Origin of the sequence: Ktedonospora formicarum, from assembly GCF_016587355.1 — a bacterium.
Taxonomy (GTDB): Bacteria; Chloroflexota; Ktedonobacteria; order Ktedonobacterales; family Ktedonobacteraceae; genus Ktedonobacter; species Ktedonobacter formicarum.
The window spans coordinates 410044-434102 of record NZ_BNJF01000002.1 but is presented as its reverse complement, the minus strand read 5'-3'; the positions used below and the strand labels follow the sequence as shown (position 1 = coordinate 434102).

Below are 24059 nucleotides of genomic sequence, written 5' to 3'. Positions count from 1 at the left end.
GATGTCATCGAAACAATCTTCTCTAAGAGGAAAGAGAATGGGGCTTACCAGTTCACTAATCTCACCACTATTATTCTTGAGTATCGGAAGATGATAAGCCCTTCAGGTATAAGGAATCGTTACCCCTTGATACCTGAACGCGCGATGCCTTCAGCAATATAGCGCTGCAAGAACAGGAAGAGGATGAGCAGCGGAACAATAGCCACAGCAACACCCATAAAGAGTTCCGGGATGTTAATGGTCTGCGCGGTGATAAAGGTCGACAATACAACCTGGACCGTCCACGACGACTGATCCTGCCCAATCACCAGTGGCCAGATAAACGAGTTCCAGCTACCGATAAAGGAGATGACCCCCAGCGCGATCATGATCGGCACCGAGTTTGGTAGCAGTAGACGCCAATAGACGCCAAAATAGCCAAGCCCGTCAACGCGACCCGCATCTTCCAACTCGTGAGGAAAGTTCAAATAAAACTGACGAAAGAGAAAACAGGCAAAGCCGCTAAAGAGTTCTGGTACAATGATCCCTTGTAATGTGCTGACCCATCCCAATTGGTTCACAATAATATATTTTGGAATAAAGGTGACCGCGCTCGGCACCATCAGGGTGAGCAGGACGAGAAAGAAGATGGGGTTGCTCCAACGCGAGGGGATACGCGCCAGTGCATAGCCCGCCATCGAGGCAAAAAGTAATTGCCCCCCAGTCGTCAGGGTGGCGATAATGGTTGAGTTGATCAAGCCAGTGCCCATTGGAGCGACCAGGTCATTAAACAAGGTGTTGAGATTGTTCCACTGTGGTGTCTGTGCCCACCAGTGCCAGTCAAATGAGGTAATCTCGGGCTGCACCATCAGGGCGTTACGTACCACGATATAAAAGGGGATGAGAAAGAGCACGGCACACACGATCAATGCGGCATACACAAATGTTGTGCGTACCAGGTTTCCACGCACAAGTTTGCGCGGATTTTGTCCAGCTGTGATTTTGCCTGATGTCTCTCCGGCCTGTTGATGAAGCACACTCATTCTTTTACTCCTTCCTGTCGGGCGCTAAATCTAGTCATCTGAGCGACCAAAGCCAAAGAGGCGGCCCTGTATCAATGTAAAGAGCACGATAATTGCCGTCAGAATAAATGAGCCAGCGTCTCCGCGTCCAAAGTCCTGATTGCCGAAACCTACGATGTAGAGATACCACAATGGCGTGCGTGCATCGATGATTCCAGAACTATTCAGGAGATTGAAGAATTCGTCAAACGCTTGAAATGCGGCAATCAAGAGCAGGAGCAAGACAGAGACAGAGGTATTGCGCAACAGGGGGAATGTGATATAGCGAAAACGCTTCCAGCCTGATGGCGCGCCATCGACACTCGCGGCCTCATAGATGCTCTGGGGAATCTCCTGTAAACCCGCCAGGAAGATAATCATATAAAAGCCCAGTTGTAGCCAGAGGCGTACACTTACCAGTACCAGCCAGTACCAGGGGGGATTGACCGTGCTGAGCCAGGAGATCGGCGCGATGCCAAAATGTCCCAGCACCATATTCACCAGGCCGAAGGGTAGGCCGTTAAAGAGGCTCAGGCGCCAGATAATTGCGGCAGCTACATAGGAGACCGCCGTTGGTAAAAAGAAGATGGAGCGGAAAAAGCCGCGCAGAAACGTCGCCGCATTGACCAGAACTGCCAGCCCCAATGCCAGCGCAAAGGTCACCGGGACAATAAACAGGGCAAAAAGCACAAAGGTCTTGAGTGACTGTTGAAACTCAGGGTCAAGCAGCATGGACCGATAGTTCTCGAACCAGACGAAGGAGGTAGGAAAGACAGTCCCCTGTGCCTGACTAAAGCTCAACAGTAGTCCCCAGAGAATGGGGATATACACAAAAATCAGCAACCCCAGCACCAGAGGCCCTACCAAACACCAAAAGGCCACATTACGGCGCAGATGGGGCGAGCGAGGGCCCCCTTTTCCGCGATTTGGCAGCTTGCCAGTAGCTTCTTCTTCGGCAGCTTTTATCTGTAAACTCATTGTGAACCCTCCCACATACAAAGCGTAGAGAAGGTGTCTCCAGGCCGCATGGGCAGCCCAGAGACAGACTTCGTCGCGCGTCTTGTCAGGTCACGCTTAGCCAAGCAGTTGTTGTAGTTCTTTACTACAGGACTCCGCTGCTCTGGCTACTTCTGAAGACGCATCGGCGTGCTTCTTCACAATATTGCTGACCGCGTCGCTCAACGCTGTATTCATTGTGTTCGTAAATAGTGGGGGATTCGTTCGACCGTATGTATTGAGGAGCTTGACGGCTTCGGCGGCAACGCCACTTTGTAGTTTGGTTGCTTTTGCGGCGACGCTTTTGCGCGAAGGGACATGGAAACCATAACTCAGGCAAAAGTCTTCCTGGACAGACGTATTGTCAATCCAGAGTGACTTGACCAGGGCTTTGGACTCAGCGACACGCTTGCTTTTCGCGCAAACCATCTCAGCAAAGCCGCCCCAGGGGACAGTTGGTTTGCCGCCGGACCCGAAGGCGGGCCAGGGGAAGATGCCAAAATCATCGCCTAGCGCCTTCATAACGGCGGGCAAAGCCCAGATGCCACACCATTGGATTGCGGCCAGGCCATCGACAAAGGCTGAAGGATCTAGCCAGTCAGTAGGTGCACCCGTCAGGGTTGAGTTCGAAGTAGACACCTCGCGCATCTTCTCAAATGCAGCCGCCACTTCCGGCTTATTGAATGCGACCTGATTATTTGCGATCAGATCGCCACCAGTAGAGTAGATCGCCAACTGATAGAGGCCAATACCACCATCATTTCCCAGGAAAAGGCCCTTCGTCTTAGAGGTCGTCAACTTCTTACTGGCCTCTAGCAGAGCATCCCAACTGGTCAAGGTCGTGGGATCAATGCCAGCCTTGGAAAGCATACTCTTGCGATAATAAAAGAACTGGGTATCGTCGAACATCTTCACGCCATAGATTTTTCCGTCAACCGTGAAGGACGCAAGATTGATTGGGTTGAAATCTGATTGGATCTCTGAAGTATAGAGATCATTAAGAGGCTCTAGCAAGCCCTGTTTGGCCCAGTTTTCATTGAACGTATAGTGCTCAAAGACATCCGGGGGATTGTTGCTGAGGAGGGCGGTACTCAATTTGGTCGCATAGTCGCCGGGTACCCAGGTAATCTTGATCGTAGTTGAAGCGGTCTTGCCGTAGTCTGAGGCATATTTCAAGACTGCCTGCTGCGTCCCGTCCTCACCGTATTGATGATACCACTGCTGTAACGCTGTGCTGCTGGAACCGTTGGTTATGTTCCCGCTACAGGCTGCGAGAAAAGCCGCACCCGCTGTAGCTGCGCCAGTTGCCTGTAAAAAACGTCGGCGGTTGATTTTGTTGAGCATGTATTTCGTTTGGGCGTCCATGAAGAAGCATTCAACCTTTCTGCATCGTCGCAAATACACATAGCAATGTAAATGGCTCTTGCCAATAAAAAGCCCTGATATGTTTGATGTGCCAGTCCTGACAACCTATGTATGGGCCGTCAGGAAGTCATACCATCGAACGGTTAAATTAGCATCATGTTGAGAGCTACTGCGCTCCCTAATTCCTGGACATACGAGAACATTGACAAAAAATAATGAAAAAAGCACCTCCTTTCTGTTACGAGTTCAGGGATGAACGGGTAAAATGAAAAAGCGATGGAGAACGAGAGCCGCAGCCCCACGCGCCCAACTCTTGTAGCCAACCAGTGGCTCAACCAGCAAGCGCAGGTTTTTCCCTAACTGAGAGAAGAGATTCTGTCGCAGAACGGCTTCCATTGACTGGAACATTGCCGGTGCGACAAACGCGCCCTCACCTGTGAGAATGATACTCTCTGGATTCAGGACATTTACCAGGCTAGACAGGGCAATGCCCATCAGTTCACCGCTGTGTTCAAAAGCCTGCGCGGCCAGTTCATCCCCTCCCAAAGCCTGTTCAAGTAATTTATGGATCACGCGCTCTTCGGAGCGTACAGCCCGATCCGAGGAGCTATCGAGAGGCATATCGAAAGGAAGTGTTTCTTTATAGTTGCGCTCGAGATAATTGGCGATAATGCCGCGAAAGGAAATATACTCCTCCAAACAGCCTCGTTTGCCACATTCGCAGCGTCTGCCACCAGGAACAGCGACCATGTGCCCGAACTCTCCGGCACCACCGGTTGAGCCACGATAGACCTCGCCGTTGAGCACCAGACCCAGACCCACGCCGCGCCCCAGCACGACCGTGAAAAAGTTTTTACTGCTACTTCCCCAACCAAAGAGTCTTTCGTAGGTCGTAATACAACTCACATCGTTATCGATTACTACAGGGAACCCTAGACGCCGACTGAGTGGCTCGGCCAGTTCAATAGTATGCCAATCCAGGTTCCAAGAATCGACACAGATGCCGTTTTGCGCGTCAATATAGCCTGAGAGCGCGCAGCCAAGCCCAATAACCAGATCTTTCTCAACTCCCGATTGAGTCAGCAAGTCATTCGTCATCCTGACGATGTGTTCCACAGCCTGATGACCTTGGTGTTTGAGCATAGTATCCCAATGGAGCGAAAAAACTATATCGCCGCGTAAGTTGACAACCACACCAATGCACTCAAAGCCTCGTATCATCAGACCAAGGGCAAAGCCGCCTTCGGGATGCAGGTCCAGCAACGTCGCCTTGCGTCCACCCGTTGATTCGGCTGGGCCACTCTCCACTACAAAATGTCGTTCCATAAGATCGCTCGTCAAACCGATCACCGTAGCCAGGCTCAGGCCTGAAAGCTCGGCAAGCTGGGGACGCGAGATCGGCGCGTTCAACCGAATCAAATTGAGCAAACTATTCTGATTAATGGCGCGAATCAACTTACGATCTGCTGGCACTGCTTTCCCCCTGCATCGTTTCTCTACCCCGAAACTTCCTTTAGTGATTGAAGTTAAAAAGAGTATACCCGCGAAAAAAATCGCCGTCAAGTCCTCAATTTCCTGGGTTTTCACAACTCTCTACTCTCGTCATTCCGAAACATCTGCAACAAAAGCGACTATAGGAGTAGAAAGAGTTTCTTCTTGACAACTTAACTCCTTCTCAGTAATCTTATCGATATACTTAGTTTAGTCATTGATGAAACTATTTGATTACAGCACACCTCTATGGGAAGAGCATGGGGCTCTCCCCATAGACCAACACAAGGAGGTATTGTCTGTGTCTCAACGTCTGAGAACGATGCCCCGATTTCTCTTTGCCCTTACTATTTTGCTCGTATCTGGTAGTCTACTGGTCATTTCAGCATGGCAACAGGGAAGGCCTTCTGTCGCCCATGCTGCGAGCAATGTCACCAATGGGTTGGCACAGAAGCCGTATATGGGCTGGAGTAGTTGGAGTCTGGAGTCCACCAATGCCAGCGGATATGGAACGAACTGGCTGACCGAAGCGAATGTGAAAGCTCAGGCCGATGCTCTCCATCAAAAGTTACAGGGGAGTGGATATCAGTATATCAACATTGATGCTGGTTGGTGGATGGATTATAGCTGGACTCCTACCTTTGATTCCTATGGGCGCCCGGCCCCCTTCCCAGGTCGTTTCCCCAGTGGCATCGCGGCTGTCGCTGATTATGTCCATCATTATGGGTTAAAATTTGGGATCTATTACGGTGCGGGCCTGGATTTTCTTGCCTATGACAACAACTATCCTATCTATGGCACGAACTGTCACACACAAGATATTGCTGTCCAGCCGCTGACAAAGACCAATGGCTGGCAGGGAGCTTATGCCATCGATTATAGCAAACCATGCGCTCAGGCCTATATCGATTCGATTGCCGACCAGTTCGCGAGCTGGGGCGTCGATTTCATGAAATTGGATGGGGTCACACCCGGTTCATTCAGAAATGGTGCCAGTTCGTCAGACAATCGTTTAGATGTTCAAGCCTGGTCACAAGCCCTGTATCAAACGGGGAGACCAATCCAGTTTGTTATCTCCTGGTCGCTGGATCACGATTTTGTGCATACCTGGCAGCAGAATTCCAATGGTTGGCGCATTGATACCGATGTCGAATGTTACTGTAATACATTGGTAACCTGGGATAACTCGGTGAAACAGCGCTTCACTGACGTCGTACCCTGGATCTCCGATGCCAAACCAGGTGGTTGGAACAACCTGGACTCGCTCGATGTAGGTGTCGGAAATATGGATGGGCTGACGAACGATGAGCGCCAGACCTATATGACGCTCTGGGCTATTGAGGCTGCTCCACTCTATACTGGAGATGATCTGACGAAGCTGGATGACTATGGCCTTTCCCTGCTTACCAACAAGGAGGTCATCGCTATCGATCAGGCGGGGCGCCCCGCCAAGCCAGTTGCGCAATCGAGCAATCAGCAGGTCTGGTATGCGAAAAACGCGGATGGCAGCTACACAGTTGCGCTCTTCAATCTTGATAGCACCACTGAGACGGTCACGACAAATTGGGGTGATCTGGGTTTTGTTGGTATGGCTCACGTGCGCGACGCCTGGGCACACAAACAGTTAGGCCAGTTTAAAAACAGTTTCAGCGCTACGTTACCTGCTCATGGTTCTAGGCTCCTCACAATCCAGCCAGATGCTACCACTCCCGCACCGCCACCTCCCGCAGGCAAGGTAGTTTCCTATGAAGCGGAGGCAACCACGAATACCATCGGTGGAGGCGCTGTTATCAGTGATTGTTCGACCTGCTCTGGTGGTCAGAAGGTTGGCTATCTGGGCGGTGGTGGCTTCGTCCAGTTTAATAATGTGACCGCGACGAGTGCCGGAAGCTACGATTTGACGGTATATTACGTTGATGGAGATGGTGGTGGTCGCCCTGCCTATCTCAGCTTCAACGGAGGCTCAGGAGTCTTGATCGACTTTCATGGCAATGGCAACTGGGGAAGCGTCCAATCGATGCAGATCCGGGTGAAACTCCAGGCAGGCAATAATACCATCAAGTTTGACAATTCCAAGGACTATGCTCCCGACATTGACCGCATTGTGGTCTCTCCTATCGTAAAGACGACCTCTTATGAAGCGGAGGCCCCTGGGAATACCTTGAGCGGAGGAGCGTCGGTTGCCAACTGCTCGGATTGTTCTGGCGGTCAGAAAGTTGGCAATCTATTGCTGGGTAGTTCCATGCAATTCAATGCAATTAACGTAACCCGCGCGGGCACCTATAACGTCACACTTTATTATGTTGATGGCTCCTCCGGGCGTTCGCTGAACGTGAGCGCGAATGGCGGTCCAGCGCTTACCATATACACCAACGGCACCAACGATAACAACTGGAATGTTGTACAATCAGTGGTCATTCAGCTCGACTTGAAGGCAGGAACAAATACGGTCCTCTTCTCAACCACATCCTCGATGTATGGGGCTGATATCGACCATATTACGGTATAATGTTCTTCTGAAGAGTAAAGATTGCCCGGCGAACGATCTGCTCGCCGGGCAATCTTTACTCCTGAGCGAGTTGCCAATTGAAAGGAGCAGATCAACATGCATCAGGCCCAGACAGTACGTGTCCAACAGGACAAACCTTCGCTCAAATTATGGTATCGCCAACCGGCCGCACAATGGCTAGAGGCGCTCCCGGTGGGGAATGGACACCTGGGAGCGATGATTCATGGTGGGATCAGTGAAGAGGTGTTACAGCTCAACGAGGATACGCTCTGGTCAGGTGAGCCATATGATACGGACAATCTTGACGCAATTACTCATCTGCCCGAACTTAGGCGCCTAATTCTGGAAGAGCGTAACTACGTGGCGGCTCAGAAGCTTACGCGCCGTATGCAGGGTCCCTATAATGAGTCCTATCAGCCACTTGGCAATTTGCGTCTGAGGTTTATGCACCAGGGTGAGGCCCAGGCATATCAGCGCGCGTTGGATCTGGATACTGCGTTGGCAACAGTACACTATAAAGCAGGTGATATCCTCTTCTCGCGAGAAATATTCTCTTCGGCTGCGGATGATTTACTAGTGGTACGTCTGACCAGCGATACTTCTCACGCTCTTTCCTTGACCGCCCACTTAGAGAGTGTACACCCTTTTACCTGCATACCTAATGGCTCTCATACGATCAGGATGACAGGCCATTGCCCCAGGCACGTTGATCCAGACTATTTTCCTACAGCTGACTCTATTATTTATGACCACGGCGAAGATAGTCATGGTATGCGCTTTGAAACACAGCTTCAGGCTATTGTTGAGGGCGGGCGGATCACTGCGGATGAAGATGGCACATTGCGAGTGGAAAACGCGCATACAGTGACCTTCTTCCTTTCTGCTGCTACCAGTTACCGTGGTTTCGCCTCTCGTCCAGACCTCCCTGCCCATGCCCTGGAGCAAAGCTGTACCACTAGGCTTGCCGAGGGCATAAGCAAAGGGTACAACATTCTGCGTGAGGCACATATCAGCGATTATCAACGTTTATTCCAACGCGTTGCCCTTGATCTTGGTACCAGCGAAGGCGAAGAACTGCCCACTGATGAGCGTTTGGCAGCTGTGCAAAAGGGAGCCAGAGATGATGCTCTGCTGGCCCTATTTTTCCAGTATGGTCGCTATTTGCTTATCGCCAGTTCTCGTCCAGGAACGCAGCCCGCGAATTTGCAGGGGATTTGGAATGATCAAATACGACCTGCCTGGAGTAGTAACTGGACTATCAATATTAACACTCAGATGAATTACTGGCTCGCCGAAGTCTGCAACCTGGCGGAATGCCATTCCCCTCTATTCGATCTCATAGAAGATGCTAGTGTAAGCGGGGAGCGAATCGCGCAGGTCTATTATGGTTGCCGTGGTTGGGTCGCTCACCACAACATGGACCTGTGGCGAAACGCCGCCCCGGTTGGCAATGGTGTTGGCGATCCACAGTGGGCAAACTGGAATATGGGAGGAGCGTGGCTTTGCCAGCATCTCTGGGAACATTATGCTTTTTCGGGTGATCGCTTGTTTCTCTCCCAACGCGCCTATCCGATTATGAAGAAAGCCGCCCAATTTCTGCTCGATTTCCTGGTGGAAGATAAGCAAGGACACCTGACAATCTGTCCTTCAACTTCCCCAGAAAACCTCTTTATCACAGCCAGTGGAGAGCGGGCAGGTGTCGGTGCTGGTTCAACCATGGATATTGCCATCATTCACGAGCTGTTCACACACTGCATTGCGGCAAGTCAGGCACTGGATATTGATCAGGAATTTGCACATGAACTAACGGAAACGCTTGCTCTTCTGCCGCAGCCAGCGATTGGCAGACATGGGCAGTTACAAGAGTGGAACGAGGACTTTGAGGAGCACGAGCCCGGTCATCGTCACATGTCACATCTGTATGGTCTCTATCCTGGTGAGCAAATTACTTCTGAACAAACACCAGAGCTATTCCAGGCTGCGCGCAAGTCGCTTGAGCACAGACTTGTGCATGGAGGTGGAGGCACAGGTTGGAGTCGATCCTGGGTCGTCGCGCTCTGGGCGCGGTTGGGTGAAGGCGATTTAGCCTATGAGCATTTGATCGAGTTGCTCAAAGGTTCGATTGTGACAAATCTCTTTGATCTGCATCCACCCCTTATCTTCCAGATAGACGGCAACTTTGGAGCTACCGCTGCAATCGCCGAGATGCTGGTGCAGAGCCACGCTGACGAGCTTGCCATTTTGCCTGCCCTACCACATACATGGAACGAAGGATATGTGCGTGGCTTGCGTGCTCGCGGTGGCCTTGAAGTTGATGTGGAATGGAGCAATGGACTGGCAACATCCGTCATCTTGCGCGCGTCACAAAGTAGGCACTTCCTGCTACGCTTCCCTCAACAGCAACGGCCAATCGCCATCAAAAATCAGAGCGGTCAGCAGATTCCATGGAGCAGCGAGCATGATCGTGTCGCCCTTGCGATGCAAAATGGCATGACCTATACATTGAGCTTTCGCTAAGATGCGCGCTCGAACAAGTTGATAAGGCAATGACAACTATATGACACATACAAAAATTCAGGATTATCAGGTCTTACAGCGTAATGCTGATAACAAAGTGTGTATCACTCAAGAAGATGGGCAGGTAGTTGAATTACCTGTTGGAGGTCCTTACACTATGGATGGGGCGCAGAATATCCTGGTAGGGGATATATGGGTGCTCGCGGGACAGAGTAATATGGAAGGGGTTGGGAATTTGACCGATGTTGAAAAGCCTTCGCCTTTTGTGCATTCATTACAATCCCGCGAAGAGTGGGCCGTAGCCGAAGAACCGCTCCACTGGCCGAACGAATCGCCACGCATTATACATCATAAACTGCTGGGTGCCGATGCTGTACCTGATCCTTTGCCTTCACATAATCCTGCGCGCAAAACGGGAGCGGGACTAGGTTTAGCCTTCGCGAAAGAGCGGTATATCCGGACTGGGGTACCGATTGGGTTGATTCCTGCCGCACATGGTGGAACTTCTCTGGAACAATGGGACCCCGAGCTACGTGAGCTAGGAGACGCATCGCTCTATGGCGCATTACTCAAACGGATTGAAAGTGTTGGAGGGAAAGTCGCTGGGGTGCTCTGGTATCAGGGCGAGAGCGACACCTCCTCCTTAGAAAATGTCAAATACTATCAAGACCGTATGTATAGGTTGTTGATAGCTCTACGTCGTGATCTGCGACAGCCTGATCTGCCTTTTTACTGCGTACAGCTTGGCTGTACAGTGTCATTTGATGCGGATGCCAGAAATTGGAATGGCATCCGAGAAGCGCAACGTACGTGGCCTCTTCAATTACCTCATACTGCAATGGTCTCGGCAATTGATCTTGAGCTGGATGATTCAATTCATATAGGAACCCAGGGTTTGAAAAGGCTTGGACGTCGGCTGGCTGATGTGGCTGATAGCCTTCCTTCACCTCAATTGATAGGAGCTAGCTTGGAAGCTGGGCAGTCTCGTATCCGTGTTTCATATCGATATGTTCGTGGAGGATTGTATGCAAGTGGTCGCCCATCAGGTTTTACATTACGTGATCGCGATGGAAGAGAATTACCCCTCATACATAAAATATCCCTGGAGGAGAATACTGCTGTTTTGCATCTTACTGACCATCCTATCCCAACTGATATGTTTCTGTGGTATGGTTGGGGCTTGAATCCCTACTGTAATCTCACTGATGCGGCTGATGCGGCTCTCCCAGCTTTTGGCCCAATCCAATTGTCATGGTAGTCCTACAGGGATGGGGCAAATGACGGCGCTCCCTGAGCCAAGCACTGCGTCATCCTAAAAACCTGAAAAATGTGGGCGCCTCAAAGGAGAGAGGCATCCTGGCGCGGTTAGAGGTGAAGGGGGGAGCGCGGGTCAACCCTGTAAAACAGGTCCAGGGCTGACCCTCCACCGTCTGTAGGAGCATTTTAGGCAGTGGTAGAAAGCATCGATGAAATCGGGTCCTGGTATTCACGCAGCTTCCCTATCTGATATTGCCATGCCGTGGTGCCGTCAGCAATGTGAACGGCGTGGATAGTATAGTTCCAGAAAGTGTTGCTACTGCCTGAAATATAAGGTCCGCCTTCATGTATACCAGTCTGTAGATAAAGTGTGCCATTGTTAAGTAAACTTGATGCCACTCCTTTGGAAGCAGGGAGTGCGATAGGGAATGCCGTCACATGTTTCCCACTGGCAACATCAAAAACCTGTAATCTGGATGGCTGGCTATCATCGAGTACGATAAGCCTGTTATCAGCAACATAGGTGAGAGGTGAGGTACACAATTGCTGGTAGCCACAGGGCTGCTCAAGCAATGGTATATGCCAGCGTACAACTCCACTGTAGGCATCAAGGGCCTGTATCGTCTGTTTCCCATTCTCATTGAGCATTGAGCGAGTGAAGACCATATTTTGCGAGATTGATATATCCGGAGCTAACTCATACCCTGGCTCAGAGTGCCAGAGAATTGCCCCAGTCTTCGTGTCGAAGGCAAAGACACGGTAGATTTCGGGGGGATTTTCAGCCCTCCAACAGCCGGAATGATAGCGTTTGTGTTGCTATAGAGTATATTGTCTTTGAGGCGCAGGCCGGCGAAAGAACGTTCCCGTTGTGGCATGCGCTGTTCCCAGACCTTCTTACCTGTCTGAGCATTGAGCGCGTAGAGAGGGTTTCCTCCGTAATAAAGGATTCCGTTGTCGACCAGGACGGGGCTGAAAGATGAATTTCCCCACAGCTCGCGCTCGAAATGCCAGCGTTCCTGTCCGGTAGCACCATCGAAGGCGTAAAGGGCAGGATAACCTTTGGAATTTGGAATCTCAGCATAGAGGTTGCCATTGGCGACAGCTATATTATCGCCACCAGTTATGGGTTTCTTCCACTTTTGTTCCCCCGTTTGTAGATCCAATGCAGCCACGCCGCCTCTGGAAAAAGAGATATAGAGCAGCTTCTGATCAAAAACCACACCCATAATGCTTGCTCTGTTCTCTGCCTGCTGTGCGGGAGTGAGCGCGACAGCGTAGTGCCAGAGTTCTTTGCCATCACTGGTGCGTAATATGAAGACCGCATGCTCAAGGATTGCGCAGATAAGAGAGTTACTAATGGTTTTAATACTCATTGAGCTGCCAATAAGACGATATGGTTTATAGGGTTGTGTGAGATGCTGTTGCCAGATAATGTTGCCATCATGTGCGCTCAACCTATAGACGACATCTTTGTAGCCAATATAGAGGCCCTGAGGTATCTGCTTGTTCATTTCATTGGTTTTCCCAGGAACTGTCGATGGCCTATGTACCATGTGTGAGACGAAGATCCAACTTCCTACTACGAGGCAAATAGTGAGAACGAGAGCAAGGATGCTCCAGCGGCGGAGGCGTTGTTCCATTACTGGTTGATGTGGTGTATCATGCCCATTCATAATGCTATCCTCTGCAAGACATTTTGTACTCATCCATGACAACTGCTGTCTACAGAGAATGAGACGATAAAAATAATCAATCAGTTCCCTGGTCGACACCAAGGTAATATTTTCTTTGCTCCTCCTTTTCAAACAAGCTCACCCTTATATCCCATTGTGAAAAATAGAGTATAAGGGTGAGCTTTGGGCAGCATACTATTCCTCGATTTCCTGGACGCGCCCAACCTGTCCATCAACTAGCCGCACCTTGATTCCATGTGGGTGGGAAGCAGAGTTGGTCAAAATGTCCTTGACGATTCCTCGGGTCAATTTTCCTGTTCGTTGGTCTTGCTTGAGGACAATTGATACGGTGATTCCCGAACGTATATTTTGACGGATGCGTCCATCTGGCATTTCATTGCGCTTTCTACTTTCATCCCTGGTGAAGAAATGTCTCTTTTCCCAGAACGGATTTCATGAGTTTTCTGATGTTTACCATCTCACAGTGGATGGAACATCACCATCCAGATCAACACACTTTCCCTGCATGAGTCCTTTTTGCCTGCTGCTTTTAGGCAATGCAACATAGTGAAGCACTCGCTAGGACAGGTGCGGCAAGGGAAAGCTTCTGTGGGCTCGCTTTTGAGCGAATGGACAGAAACGGTACACGTATTGTACTCCTCAAGAGGCGCGACTGTCCATCTTGAGAAGTAGAACATAGAGTGTGTGCTCGGCATACCTTCATTCTGTACCCCATCATACACCGGAGGAGATTGGCAGATCGAACCGCCGATCTCCCAGGATGGCATTTCCTCCCCGTCAGACTCGAATGGCTTGCTTTCCTGTGGCTAGCAGGTAGGCATCTTCCAAGCTGGGGTCAATGACGACGGCTGCCTCATGCGGGCGCGTGGGGCTGACGATGCGTAACGTGACGCCGTTCATATGAGTAAGCATCGTGCTAACTTGATAGCTCGTCTGTAATTGCTGGGCGGTGGCCAGATCAGTAGTTACACTCCAGGTCGCGCCTTTCGTGTGCGCCAGCAATGTCTCTGGTGTCGTATCGGCCAGCACACGCCCTTCCCGCACGATCAGCAAGCGGTTCGCTACGGCCTCTATATCACTGATGATATGCGTACTCAAAATGATGATTCGGTTGCTGGTCAGGCTGGCAAGCAGGGTACGAAACCGCACGCGTTCGCCAGGGTCGAGTCCGACGGTTGGCTCATCAACAATCAAGAGTTCGGGGTCGTTAAGCAGAGCCTGAGCAATGCCGATACGCTGCTTCATACCACCAGAATACGTGGGTAGTTTACGGTCGGCTGTCTGCTCCAAATTCACCATTTCTATTACCTCATCGACACGCCGGTGGACAAGCGATCCAGGTAGCCCTTTCATTGCAGCCAGGTAGCGCAGAAACTGTCGTCCCGTGAACTCTGGATAGATACCAAAATCCTGGGGCAGATAGCCCAGCACCTGCCGAAGCATCTGGCCATGCTTGCGAATGTCCTGCCCGTTCCAGCTAATGATTCCCTCGGTGGGTTCCAGCAGGGTCGCGATCATCCGCATCAAGGTTGTCTTGCCTGCTCCATTGGGTCCAACTAGCCCTAGCATACCCGGCTCGCAGCGGAACGAGAGCTGATGCAGCGCAACGTGCTGTCCGTAGCGCTTGCTCAGGTGTTCTAACGTCAATTCCATTATAAAAATCGCGCCATGCGGGTACCCCTGGCTTCAGACATGGGGAGGAGCATGACGCACTCCTTTCTTCTTCTCTGAGAGTTCACTGTTTGACACAAACGATGCATATATGGTAGACTTCGTGCATGGAGAGAACAGTGCGGATTCAACTTCACCCCAATATAGAACAGGCACACGCCTTGCAAGAAACGTTGGCACAGTTTACGCTTGCCTACAATGTTGTCTGTGCCTCTGGCTGGCAATGCTCGGAAAAGAACGGCGTCCGGCTGCATCACATGACGTACTATGACACCAAAGCCTTGTGCCCTGGTCTGGTGAGTGACTTGCTTATCCAAGCCCGGGTCAAAGCCACGGAAACGCTTCGCAGTGCCTTCACCTGGAAAGCCAAGAAAGAAGCTGCCTATCCCAAGAAGGTGGCCAAAGCCCAGAAACAGGGCAAGCCCATTCCCGCCTTCAAGCCTGTTCGTTGCCCTCACTCCCAGCAGTGTGCCGTTCGCTACAACGTTCACACCTATGCTCTCCATTGGGCCACACAAACAGTTCGCCTCTCGACCACCCAGGGCAAGATGACGCTTCCCTTTACCGTTCCTCACTTTAGCGAGCGGTATCGTGGGTGCACAATCGCCACCGCAGACCTGATATGTCGCAAGGGGACATGGTGGCTGCATGTGGTGGTTGAGGTGCCTGAACCCGTGGTGCAACGCAGCGATGAGGTGGTTGGGGTTGACCTGGGGCTCAACCGTCCTGCGGTCACCTCCCAGCGTCACTTTCTGGGCACACGGCACTGGAAAGAAGTGGATCGTCGCTGGTTTCGCCTTCGTCGCAAGCTTCAGTCCAAAGGATCCAAGTCTGCCAAACGACACCTCAAAAAGCTGTCGCACAAGCAGATGCTGTTCCACCGGGACTGTGATCATGTCCTCTCCAAATGCATTGTCCAAAGCGTGTCCCCAGGAGCGACCCTCGTGCTTGAGAACTTGACCCATCTCCGAGAAGGAGTCCAGCATCGCAAAGGGGAAGGACAACGCAAGCTGCATTCCTGGTCCTTTGCGCAGTTGTATGGTTTTCTGGCCTACAAAGCCCAAGAACGGGGGATCGTGGTGGCACGGATTGACCCGCGTCATACCTCGCAAACCTGTTCTCGCTGTGGGCATCAAGCCCGAAAGAATCGACGCTCTCAGTCGGTGTTTCATTGTCGCTCCTGTGGGTATCAACTCCATGCCGACCTCAATGCGGCTTACAATATTCGAGACAAATTTTGTCTTGCTCAGGATGGTATATCTGTCCTGAGTGGGTCGTAGTCAGGCGGCCTCTCGTCTCAAGCTTCGGTTTAGGGACAAGCCCCTAACGCAGAGTTATGGGGTATCTGACTATGGTTCTCTCTTACTTTTCATGGATATGCGCAGATTTGTACCTATCTCTTAGATGAGCACATCACGGGAGCGTTTAAAAACGAGGGCCGCTACCAGCACTAACACCAGGCTGCACCCGGCCAGCAACAGATGTGGCGCGAACCAGCCAGAGATTGTGGGTACTTTGTTTTCAATGGTGAGAATGAGCTGCTGGAACTGGTCCTCGCTCGTGATCGTAGGGCCAAGACTAAGACCAAGGGAATACGAAGGAAGGAGCCCAAGTGCGGTTATCCCGCTCGTCGGGTCCCAATTGACATACCAGGTAGGGGTATGGCACCACCTAGCCCGAGCGGGATCACGACTCCCCCTAAGATCCAGGCCACCATGATGACAACCTTGACCAAAGTAGAGAGGCGCGGGAGCAAGGTACTCAAGGCGAAACCGAAGTTGCAAACCAGGATCACTGCCGATAAAACCATGCCAGTCCACAGGATCAACACGGTACCAAACTCTGGCGCCGGATAGTTGGTAACCGTCAGATGCAAAAGCCAGCCCATCCCCAGAATAGAGAGCAGCAGCAATATTGCTAATCCCAGGCTTATTATCAGGCCCGCCAGGTAGCGCCCCCAGGCATACGCCCAGGTTGGTAACGCAGTCGTCATCAGCAGTTCATGGGTGCGCCGGTTCAGGTCTCGTGTCACACCATCAATCGCGACGAAGGGCAGAAAGAGCACCAACACAACCAGAATGATTGGCAACGTATGAAGAAGTCCTCCCGCACTGGTTCCGGCAACAAAACCGCTTAGCGACTCGCTGCCTCCTTCGTTACTCATGTGTATATCTGTTTGCTCTGGCGCACGCAGAGCCCATGTCATGAGAAGCAAGAAACCAAAGAAGCCGAGTGCCTGAAACCAGAAGAGGCGGCTGGCACAGAAACGTCGTAATTCCCAAACCAACACGCGAGCCAGAGGACGCGGACCCTTGTCGATAAAACTGGTAGGCTTGCTGATAGTGGTCAGCGCTGTCATATTCATGATACTCTCCTTTTATTGATGTGCATTTGGAGGTGGAACAAAGGCATGGGATACTCCTCCTGAAGTATTTGTTGTCCATTTCTTGGGACACAGGAGACTGTAAACAAAAAAAATGACACTGAGATGAAACTGCATTTCATCTTTTTGTCATCTTTTTGGGGCACAATACAACTACTAGAAAGGATGCAACACACATGCGCATACTCATCATCGAGGACGATTACCGTTTGAATCAGGCATTGAAAAAGAGTCTGGCCGAGGAAGGCTATGCGACGGATTCGGTGTATGATGGGGTACAGGGTGAAGAGTATGCTGAGCACACTCCCTATGACGCTATTATCCTCGACATCATGCTGCCACGCAAAGATGGAGTCGCAGTCTGCCGGGCGCTGCGCCAGCACCACATCACGACACCCATTTTGATGCTCACCGCCCGCGATGCGATTGAAGACCGCGTGCAGGGCCTCGATAGCGGGGCCGATGATTATCTGGTCAAGCCCTTTGCCTTACATGAACTGCTTGCGCGCCTGCGTGCGCTTTTCAGGCGTGTTTCTCCGTACAAAAATGGGGTACTCATGATTGGGGATGTGGTCCTCAATCCGGCCACCCACGAGGTCACGCGTTCGGGGGAGCACATCAAACTAAATGCGAAAGAATTTGCCCTTCTGGAATACTTTATGCGCCATCCCAACCAGGTGCTCACCCGCGACATGATCGAGAACCATATTTGGAGTTATGATTTCATCAGTGCATCGAATGTGGTCGATGTCTATGTGAGACGCTTGCGCCGCAAACTTGACGAACCGTTCGAAAGCAAGCTGCTAGAAACTGTCTATGGAGCAGGGTATCGACTACGCGGACTGGAAACGCGATGAGAGGAGATCCGATGCAAGCAACAGCTTTTTCATTTGGACAAACAATACGCCCGCTTCGCTTCTTTCATAGCTTGCGTTTCCGGCTCATGCTCTGGTATCTGCTGATTTGGGGTCTGGTACTCTGCACCTTCAGTGCGGCCATCTATTTCTCAGAAGAGAGTACACTTTATCAAAGCCTGGAGACTGTGCTCAAGACGAATATTGAGCACGTGACGCCCTTCTATGACCCAATGCTTGGTCGGCTGAGTGAAACGAATGTTAATGCCCTGGTGATTCTGCAAAATCCACAGGGACAGATTACCCAGGTCAATCCCACAGTACCACCCGAGGCCCTCCCAGAACTGCGTCTTAGACTCTCTCAGGCGAAGGGTTGGGGACAGGGTCCGCTATGGAGAAACAGTCAGTCTTTCACTACTTCCACCGTTCCCAATGGCCAGGAGCTCCGTTTTGCGAGCGCGGGTTCGCCCGTGTTCACTGAGATGGGGGCAGGCCAAGGCCCCTACTCTATGCAGCAGATCGCCATGCGGCGGATCACCATCACCAATCAACAAAATCAGCTTCTAGCGTACCTGTACATCGGTGTTCCCAGCGATATCCCAGAACAATTACAGCAACTGCTAATCACCCTAGTCGTGACAACTTCCTTGATTTTGTTGTGCTCGAGTGTAGGAGGGTACTGGTTGGCTGAGAGAGCCATGCGCCCGGTCCAAACCATCACTCGCACCGCGCAAGAAATTAGCACCACTGATCTCCATCGTCGCCTTAATCTGAGGCAACGCGATGAACTGGGGGAACTGGCAACAACCTTTGATCGCATGCTGGACCGTCTGGAGAGAGCATTTGAACGCCAGCGGCAGTTTACTGCCGATGCCAGCCATGAATTGCGAACGCCGCTAAGTATTGTGACAACTGAGGTGGAACGGATCTTGCAGCGTCCGCGCGCCACTCAAGACTATATCCAGGTGCTCTCGATCATCCACCAGGAGCATCAGCGCATGACCCGCCTGGTCAGTGACCTGCTGACCCTGGCTCGCGCCGATCAAGGGCAGACAGTACTCAAACGCGAACGAGTCGATCTCAGTGAGATAGTCGTCGAAGCAGCGGAAGACCTCTCTCCTCTGGCAGAGCAAAGCGCTATCGAGATCCACCTATCGGGCCTGGACGAGCTTGGGGTCTGGGGAGATCGGCTCTATCTGACGCAACTGTGCATCAATTTGCTGGAAAACGCCATCAAGTACAGCGCTGGCATTGGCAAACAGGTCAAGGTGAAATTGGACCGAGAACCTCGTCATGCTCGCCTCCAGATTGTTGACGAGGGACCCGGCATCGATGCCGAACATTTGCCTCACCTTTTCGAGCGCTTCTACCGGGTCGATCAGTCTCGGACCCATGTCCGGATTATGGAGAACATGAGCTCTCCCTCTGGGAGTGGCTTGGGTCTCTCCATTGCCCGCTGGATCGTCGAAGAACATGGTGGCACCATCCAGGTTCGATCCACTCCAGGCGTAGGCTCGGTCTTTGAGATATGTTTCCCCCTTCTAACGGACATATAGAGAACCCTTTCAAAGGGCGTTTCTTCTTTTTCACAGCCGTAGTTTAGCGGAGCAGTTGTCATCTACAACTGTAGAGCTTGCTTGGTGCGGCTTTCGGAATCGTGGAGGTACATATGCTGACAGCGCAAGTCAGAGATGCCTCACCAAGGCAATTGCTCTTCAGTTCGTAAAAGCAGACTCATTGCCTGAGCGGCAACATGGCGAACACCATGATTTTCTTACCTATGAAAATTGCATCGCTTCGTGTTCAAGCGATGAGTCGCTCTATTCACACATTCACACTGACATCTTCATGATAAGATTTCTACATAGCCTTCGGTTCCATTCACACGAATTCGTTCCCCATCTTTTATCTGTTTGGTAGCATTTTCCACTCCAATAACTGCTGGTAAGCCATATTCGCGTGCGATAACTGCTCCATGTGTCATCAGTCCACCAACTTCAGTAACTAAGCCTTTTATGGAGACAAACAATGGTGTCCAGCTAGGGTCTGTAAAGGAGGTGACTAATATATCTCCATCTTCTAGATCAGCATCTTCCATTTTGAAGATGACACGTGCACGCCCCTCTATAATTCCGGAGGAAACAGGTAGACCTACAATTGCTTCGGCTGGGAGATTTTCTCGTTTGTACTTACCTGCAATGATTTCACCATCAGATGTGATAACACGTGGTGGAGTGAGTTTTTCATAGAATTTGTGCTCTTCTTTTCGTTTGCTGATGATCTGGTGATCCAGTGTATGTGTGCGTACAACTTCGTGAAGCTCTTGAAAAGTGAGATAGTAGATATCTTCTTTCTCGTGAATAATGTTGGCTTGTACAAGTTGTTCGGCTTCTTTTAGTAAAGCCTGCTTATAAACGAAGTAGCGATTCACTATGCCATATTTTGGATATTCACGATATCCGATGAAATTCCGGACAAGATTGATCATTCGTTTTGTCTCTTTGGCTTTTTGTTCACCATCTGGTAGTTGCTTCAATCGCTCTAATAACTCTTGCTCATTTTGCAATGCTTCCAGTCGCCCTTGCTCAAATTTTCGATGACTGGCATGAGGCTCAAAGTTTTTGATATTACTGAGGATTATGGGAACAAGAGTCGTTGGTTTTTCGCTCCAACGAGTTTTCGTAATATCAATTTCTCCGACACATCGCATTCCGTATTTGTGAAGAAAAGTATAGATAGCATCTCGGATTTCCTGTCCACCATCGAACTTCACCAGTTCATCCAGAAAGGCATCATCTTTTACATGTTGTAAATACTCAATTACTTCTGGATAAGGGCGAATTACATCCGCGACATCCAAGAGCGCCAGACCCATTTCCGAAGTGATATTGTTTGGTACAGATTGTGAAAGCGTATCTGCTACATTTTTTTCACCTAACCACTTGTCCATGTTTTCATTGAGCCATGCTGAAGCATTGATAGCAGCCATAAACACACTCGAACTTTGCGGGTCACGTAAGATCTTTTTTAATTGCTGCTGGATATCTTCCAGGATAAAATCACATACGTCTGATCCGGATTTTGTTTGGATGTTTTGCTTTAACTCTTCTATCGAGGTCTGACTTTTCTTCATCAAATCAGAAACGATTTCCGGATTATTCTCGAATGGTGCCTGGAAACCCGCAGACGACATACCTTTATTGCTTTTAACAGGACTCTGTTCTTTTTTCTCATCTGGTAACAATTTTATGAAATTTTTTCGTTCAAGTATGCTCACAATCGCGTCTTTTATAAGCGGATCATGTTGCCCCATGTTATTTACTATTATTGCTCTGCTGGCAGGGGAAGCCAGATTATCCGTGACATCAACAAACAACCTCCCACCAGCTTTAAACATAGGTCGCACAGCTGTTAACTGGAATATAGACAATCCCAATGGTTTCATAGGGTCGATCATCATTTGTTGATGACCAACAGATATATAGACACGATTCTCTTGATCATTTGCTTCAGGGATGGGGTATATAGTAGTGATTGGCCGACTCTGGACAACATAAAATGTATCATCAACCAGGCACCATTCGATGTCCTGGGGGCAACCGAAATGTTCTTCGATCTTTCTGCCCATGCGCTCAAGCTGCAAAACATGCTCATCCGTCAGCGCTTGTCTATTCTGTCTCTCTGGCTCAATCTCCTGCTCTTTCGTACCACCACCTTTTGAGGCATAAATAGCCAGCTTCTTGGTGGATATCTTCTTATCGAGAATCTTGCCATTACGTACTTTATAGTTATCAGCATTCACTAGGCCGGAGACTAAGGCCTCACCAAGCCCGAAGCTGGCATCAATGGATGATACCTTCCTATTAGAAGTGATGGGATCAGCAGTGAACAAAATTCCTGCCACCTGCGGGAAGACCATCTTCTGAATAACCACAGAGAGTTGGACTTTACGGTGGTCGAAGCCGTTTTGAAGGCGATAAATTACTGCCCTCTCAGTAAATAGTGATGCCCAGCACTTGCTGATATGCTTTAGGATCGCTTCTTTTCCGATAATGTTTAAATACGTATCCTGCTGACCTGCAAAGGATGCTGCTGGTAAATCCTCGGCAGTTGCGCTGGATCGTATGGCATAGGCATTTTTCCCATTAAGCCTGGAGAGAAGGTGAGCGATCTCTTCATAAATGTCTTGAGGGATGGCTGTCTCTTCGATGACTCTGCGAATCTCACCGCTAAGTTCACCGATTTTGTCCCGGTCTTCCACCTTTAGGAGTGATAATTGATCAAGTAGTTCGTTAATCGACGGCGCTTCCCCAATGATTCTTTTAAAGGCTTTTGTAGAAATACAAAAGCCTTCTGGTACATGTATTCCCTCAATCTTGGATAGTTCTCCCAGGTTCGCGCCTTTTCCTCCAACAGCCATGCGTTTTGTTTTGTCAATGTCCTGAAAACCAAGCACATATGAACTCATATTTTTCCCTCCTTTGGCAATTCCTACTTTGATGATTTTGATGGCACCCTTCGGGCTAAAATGATTTACCAGAGTATTGTACTTGCCTGGTAGCGCCCCATTACGCGGGTAAGGCCCTTTCGCAGACAACGAGAGCCTGCACATGCCTAATGAAGCATATGCTGAATTCAGCACACATAAGAGGTATCTTTGCTCAAAGGAGAGCTTTCACCGCAGGTACGCCAGAGCGGCGTCGCTTCTGCCTGAGTATAGAGGAAGGAATACCAAAAAAAATCGTCCAAAAAGGCAGTGTGCGAGTAGACAGGAGGTGATATAATTAAAGTGGAGATTTAGAGATTGCTCTGAACGCCACTCTTTGCCCTCACAGATATGAGACAGGTAGTATGTCTCCCTCCCTCCGCTTTGCAGTTCAGCATCATTCTAACGTGCCGGTTCTTTTCTTTCCACTATTCCAGAACACAAAGTGAGAAGTGACTTTTCAAAAGCGGTTTCCCTCCATCTCTTTTGCAGATATGTGAAGAAACATACCGGCTTGATTTATGCTTCACTCGTTTGTGGAAATTCGCGTGCATGGCGAATGCTGGAGAAGAAGACCCAGAAGAGTGCGAGGATCATGCCAATACCACTGATCAGGAGGGTTGCTCGCAGGCCCAACCTGTCGCCAAGCAGGCCGCTAATCAACGCACCAAGTGGGATAATGCCGAAGACCAAAAAGCGACGACTGGCATTGACGCGCCCTAGCAAATGGGTGGGTGTCATGGCTTGGCGCAAGCTGAGTTGTGGGATGCCATAGAATGGTGCTCCCAGGCTGAAAAGTGCCTGTCCACCAATCAATAGAACGAGGATCAGTGACAAGGAGCCACCTGCTAGTGCAATGAGCATCGTCCCCAATGCGGTTAGGCTCTGGCCCAGCAGAATCGTCGATCCAGGGCCTTTTCGCTGTACAATGCGACCAACCATCAGGGTACCCAGCAAGCCAGCGATGCCACTGGTGCTGAAAATTAGACCCAATTGAAAGGCGGTCAACTTCAACTCGCGCACCACAAAGAGCACAAAAATCGTCTGCTGCATACTGAGAAAGAGCGATCCTAGTCCCGAAAGGATCGTCAGGTCGCGCAGGATGGGCGTGCCCCAGAGTGCCTGTATCCCCTCGCCGATCTCTAGCCAGACCGAACGCTGTGCAGGCCGCTCTTTTAATTCCACTTCTGACGTGCGGATCAGCAGTAGTGAGATGACTGAGGCCAGATATGAGATCGCATCAACTACAATTGCAATCGGTGCCGTAAGGAGTCCGATAAGTGCGCCTGCCGCGCCCGGCCCAACGATAGAGATAAGAGCATCGCTTTGTTGCGTTTTGCTATTGCCATCCACCAACTGCTCACGCAGGATTAGAGAAGGAAGGAATGAGGTAATAGAGAGATCAAAAAGCAAGGTTAGGACTCCCACCAGCAGGCCAATGACATACAGGTATTCGATGCGCAACAGGCCCAACCAGGCGATCAGCGGGATCGAACCCAGTAGCAGCATGCGCCCTGTATCAGCCAGAATCAGCAATGTGCGGCGGCGCACATGATCTACCCAGACGCCAAAGAAGAGGCTCAAAAGTGCAGGCAGGCTGAGTGCGGCACGCAGGAGGCCCATTTGGTCGGGAGTCGCACGTAATATGACGACGGCTGTCAGCGGCAGAGCCAGCGCTGTAATCGTAGACCCGAAACTGGAAACCGCCTGTCCAATCCACAATTTCAGGAAATTACTCTGCCGCCAGAGACTTTTAGGGACGGCTGATGCTTCCATCTATCTATCTTCTCTTTCCG

Annotated in this window: 17 protein-coding genes; 6 read left to right on the top strand and 11 right to left on the bottom strand. The window is 50.5% G+C overall.

Features of this window, described 5'->3' with window-relative positions:
* Nucleotides 1-119: 119 nt before the first annotated feature.
* From K3T82_RS20910 to K3T82_RS20895, 4 genes are all read right to left on the bottom strand, one after another.
* Nucleotides 120-1022, bottom strand: coding sequence for a carbohydrate ABC transporter permease (locus K3T82_RS20910; RefSeq protein WP_220195487.1), 903 nt, complete (start codon nucleotides 1020-1022; stop codon nucleotides 120-122).
* A 30-nt stretch (nucleotides 1023-1052) separates the two neighbouring features.
* Nucleotides 1053-2018: a carbohydrate ABC transporter permease gene (locus K3T82_RS20905; RefSeq protein WP_220195486.1), complete on the bottom strand. Its 966-nt coding sequence runs from the start codon at nucleotides 2016-2018 to the stop codon at nucleotides 1053-1055.
* Between the two features lie 96 nt (nucleotides 2019-2114).
* The gene (locus K3T82_RS20900) at nucleotides 2115-3401 is read right to left on the bottom strand and encodes an ABC transporter substrate-binding protein (RefSeq protein ID WP_220195485.1); all 1287 of its coding nucleotides are present in this window, start codon (nucleotides 3399-3401) and stop codon (nucleotides 2115-2117) included.
* Between the two features lie 246 nt (nucleotides 3402-3647).
* Nucleotides 3648-4874 carry an ROK family protein gene (locus tag K3T82_RS20895; protein WP_220195484.1) on the bottom strand — a complete coding sequence of 409 codons (1227 nt, stop codon included), beginning with the start codon at nucleotides 4872-4874 and terminating at the stop codon, nucleotides 3648-3650.
* Between the two features lie 340 nt (nucleotides 4875-5214).
* Here K3T82_RS20895 and K3T82_RS20890 point away from each other — a divergent pair, with 340 nt between their 5' ends.
* The 3 genes from K3T82_RS20890 to K3T82_RS20880 all read left to right on the top strand — a co-directional run bounded on the left by K3T82_RS20890 (nucleotide 5215) and on the right by K3T82_RS20880 (nucleotide 11176).
* Nucleotides 5215-7401, top strand: a complete 2187-nt coding sequence (locus K3T82_RS20890; protein ID WP_420799331.1) for an alpha-galactosidase D — start codon at nucleotides 5215-5217, stop codon at nucleotides 7399-7401.
* Nucleotides 7402-7497: 96 nt separating this feature from the next.
* Nucleotides 7498-9918 carry a glycoside hydrolase family 95 protein gene (locus K3T82_RS20885; protein ID WP_220195482.1) on the top strand — a complete coding sequence of 807 codons (2421 nt, stop codon included), beginning with the start codon at nucleotides 7498-7500 and terminating at the stop codon, nucleotides 9916-9918.
* 40 nt (nucleotides 9919-9958) lie between these two features.
* The gene (locus K3T82_RS20880; protein WP_220195481.1) at nucleotides 9959-11176 is read left to right on the top strand and encodes a sialate O-acetylesterase; all 1218 of its coding nucleotides are present in this window, start codon (nucleotides 9959-9961) and stop codon (nucleotides 11174-11176) included.
* A 185-nt stretch (nucleotides 11177-11361) separates the two neighbouring features.
* On the opposite strand, the gene K3T82_RS20875 is transcribed toward K3T82_RS20880, so the two are convergent.
* From K3T82_RS20875 to K3T82_RS20860, 4 genes are all read right to left on the bottom strand, one after another.
* The gene (locus K3T82_RS20875) at nucleotides 11362-11901 is read right to left on the bottom strand and encodes an outer membrane protein assembly factor BamB family protein (RefSeq protein ID WP_236031561.1); all 540 of its coding nucleotides are present in this window, start codon (nucleotides 11899-11901) and stop codon (nucleotides 11362-11364) included.
* On the bottom strand, nucleotides 11868-12848 hold the full coding sequence (locus K3T82_RS20870; protein ID WP_220195480.1) for a PQQ-binding-like beta-propeller repeat protein: 981 nt from the start codon (nucleotides 12846-12848) through the stop codon (nucleotides 11868-11870). Before K3T82_RS20870 ends, K3T82_RS20875 begins: the two co-directional genes overlap by 34 nt.
* Before the next feature lie 195 nt (nucleotides 12849-13043).
* Nucleotides 13044-13241: a YwbE family protein gene (locus tag K3T82_RS20865; RefSeq protein WP_220195479.1), complete on the bottom strand. Its 198-nt coding sequence runs from the start codon at nucleotides 13239-13241 to the stop codon at nucleotides 13044-13046.
* A 405-nt stretch (nucleotides 13242-13646) separates the two neighbouring features.
* Nucleotides 13647-14522 (bottom strand): ABC transporter ATP-binding protein, encoded by an 876-nt coding sequence (locus K3T82_RS20860; protein WP_220195478.1) that lies wholly within the window; start codon nucleotides 14520-14522, stop codon nucleotides 13647-13649.
* Nucleotides 14523-14659: 137 nt separating this feature from the next.
* Between K3T82_RS20860 and K3T82_RS20855 the strand changes: the two genes are divergently transcribed.
* A complete protein-coding gene (locus K3T82_RS20855; RefSeq protein WP_220195477.1) occupies nucleotides 14660-15820 on the top strand; it encodes an RNA-guided endonuclease InsQ/TnpB family protein in 1161 nt (386 codons plus the stop codon).
* A gap of 338 nt (nucleotides 15821-16158) precedes the next feature.
* Here the strand turns inward: K3T82_RS20855 and K3T82_RS20850 are convergent, their stop codons facing one another.
* A complete protein-coding gene (locus K3T82_RS20850) occupies nucleotides 16159-16905 on the bottom strand; it encodes an ABC transporter permease subunit (RefSeq protein ID WP_307811098.1) in 747 nt (248 codons plus the stop codon).
* A gap of 194 nt (nucleotides 16906-17099) precedes the next feature.
* On the opposite strand from K3T82_RS20850, the gene K3T82_RS20845 reads away from it, so the two are divergent.
* Complete coding sequence (locus K3T82_RS20845; RefSeq protein ID WP_220195476.1) at nucleotides 17100-17780, top strand: response regulator transcription factor; 681 nt, start codon at nucleotides 17100-17102, stop codon at nucleotides 17778-17780.
* Nucleotides 17781-17791: 11 nt separating this feature from the next.
* A complete protein-coding gene (locus K3T82_RS20840) occupies nucleotides 17792-19333 on the top strand; it encodes a sensor histidine kinase (protein ID WP_220195475.1) in 1542 nt (513 codons plus the stop codon).
* A 290-nt stretch (nucleotides 19334-19623) separates the two neighbouring features.
* Here K3T82_RS20840 and ppsA read toward each other — a convergent pair whose 3' ends face one another.
* Together ppsA and K3T82_RS20830 are read right to left on the bottom strand one after the other, a co-directional pair.
* Entirely contained in the window at nucleotides 19624-22245 is a 2622-nt protein-coding gene (gene ppsA, locus K3T82_RS20835; protein WP_220196496.1) for a phosphoenolpyruvate synthase, read from the bottom strand.
* A 537-nt stretch (nucleotides 22246-22782) separates the two neighbouring features.
* The gene (locus K3T82_RS20830; protein WP_220195474.1) at nucleotides 22783-24039 is read right to left on the bottom strand and encodes an MFS transporter; all 1257 of its coding nucleotides are present in this window, start codon (nucleotides 24037-24039) and stop codon (nucleotides 22783-22785) included.
* Nucleotides 24040-24059: the final 20 nt, after the last annotated feature.

What these genes read in the sequence shown, in the direction of transcription:
- K3T82_RS20910 (WP_220195487.1), bottom strand. Translation starts at nt 1,022, where the DNA reads ATGAGTGTGCTTCATCAACAGGCCGGAGAGACATCAGGCAAAATCACA.
- K3T82_RS20865 (WP_220195479.1), bottom strand. Translation starts at nt 13,241, where the DNA reads ATGCCAGATGGACGCATCCGTCAAAATATACGTTCGGGAATCACCGTA.
- ppsA (WP_220196496.1), bottom strand. Translation starts at nt 22,245, where the DNA reads ATGAGTTCATATGTGCTTGGTTTTCAGGACATTGACAAAACAAAACGC.
- K3T82_RS20860 (WP_220195478.1), bottom strand. Translation starts at nt 14,522, where the DNA reads ATGGAATTGACGTTAGAACACCTGAGCAAGCGCTACGGACAGCACGTT.
- K3T82_RS20890 (WP_420799331.1), top strand. Translation starts at nt 5,215, where the DNA reads ATGCCCCGATTTCTCTTTGCCCTTACTATTTTGCTCGTATCTGGTAGT.
- K3T82_RS20845 (WP_220195476.1), top strand. Translation starts at nt 17,100, where the DNA reads ATGCGCATACTCATCATCGAGGACGATTACCGTTTGAATCAGGCATTG.
- K3T82_RS20840 (WP_220195475.1), top strand. Translation starts at nt 17,792, where the DNA reads ATGCAAGCAACAGCTTTTTCATTTGGACAAACAATACGCCCGCTTCGC.
- K3T82_RS20885 (WP_220195482.1), top strand. Translation starts at nt 7,498, where the DNA reads ATGCATCAGGCCCAGACAGTACGTGTCCAACAGGACAAACCTTCGCTC.
- K3T82_RS20905 (WP_220195486.1), bottom strand. Translation starts at nt 2,018, where the DNA reads ATGAGTTTACAGATAAAAGCTGCCGAAGAAGAAGCTACTGGCAAGCTG.
- K3T82_RS20830 (WP_220195474.1), bottom strand. Translation starts at nt 24,039, where the DNA reads ATGGAAGCATCAGCCGTCCCTAAAAGTCTCTGGCGGCAGAGTAATTTC.
- K3T82_RS20870 (WP_220195480.1), bottom strand. Translation starts at nt 12,848, where the DNA reads ATGAATGGGCATGATACACCACATCAACCAGTAATGGAACAACGCCTC.
- K3T82_RS20900 (WP_220195485.1), bottom strand. Translation starts at nt 3,401, where the DNA reads ATGGACGCCCAAACGAAATACATGCTCAACAAAATCAACCGCCGACGT.
- K3T82_RS20850 (WP_307811098.1), bottom strand. Translation starts at nt 16,905, where the DNA reads ATGAATATGACAGCGCTGACCACTATCAGCAAGCCTACCAGTTTTATC.
- K3T82_RS20880 (WP_220195481.1), top strand. Translation starts at nt 9,959, where the DNA reads ATGACACATACAAAAATTCAGGATTATCAGGTCTTACAGCGTAATGCT.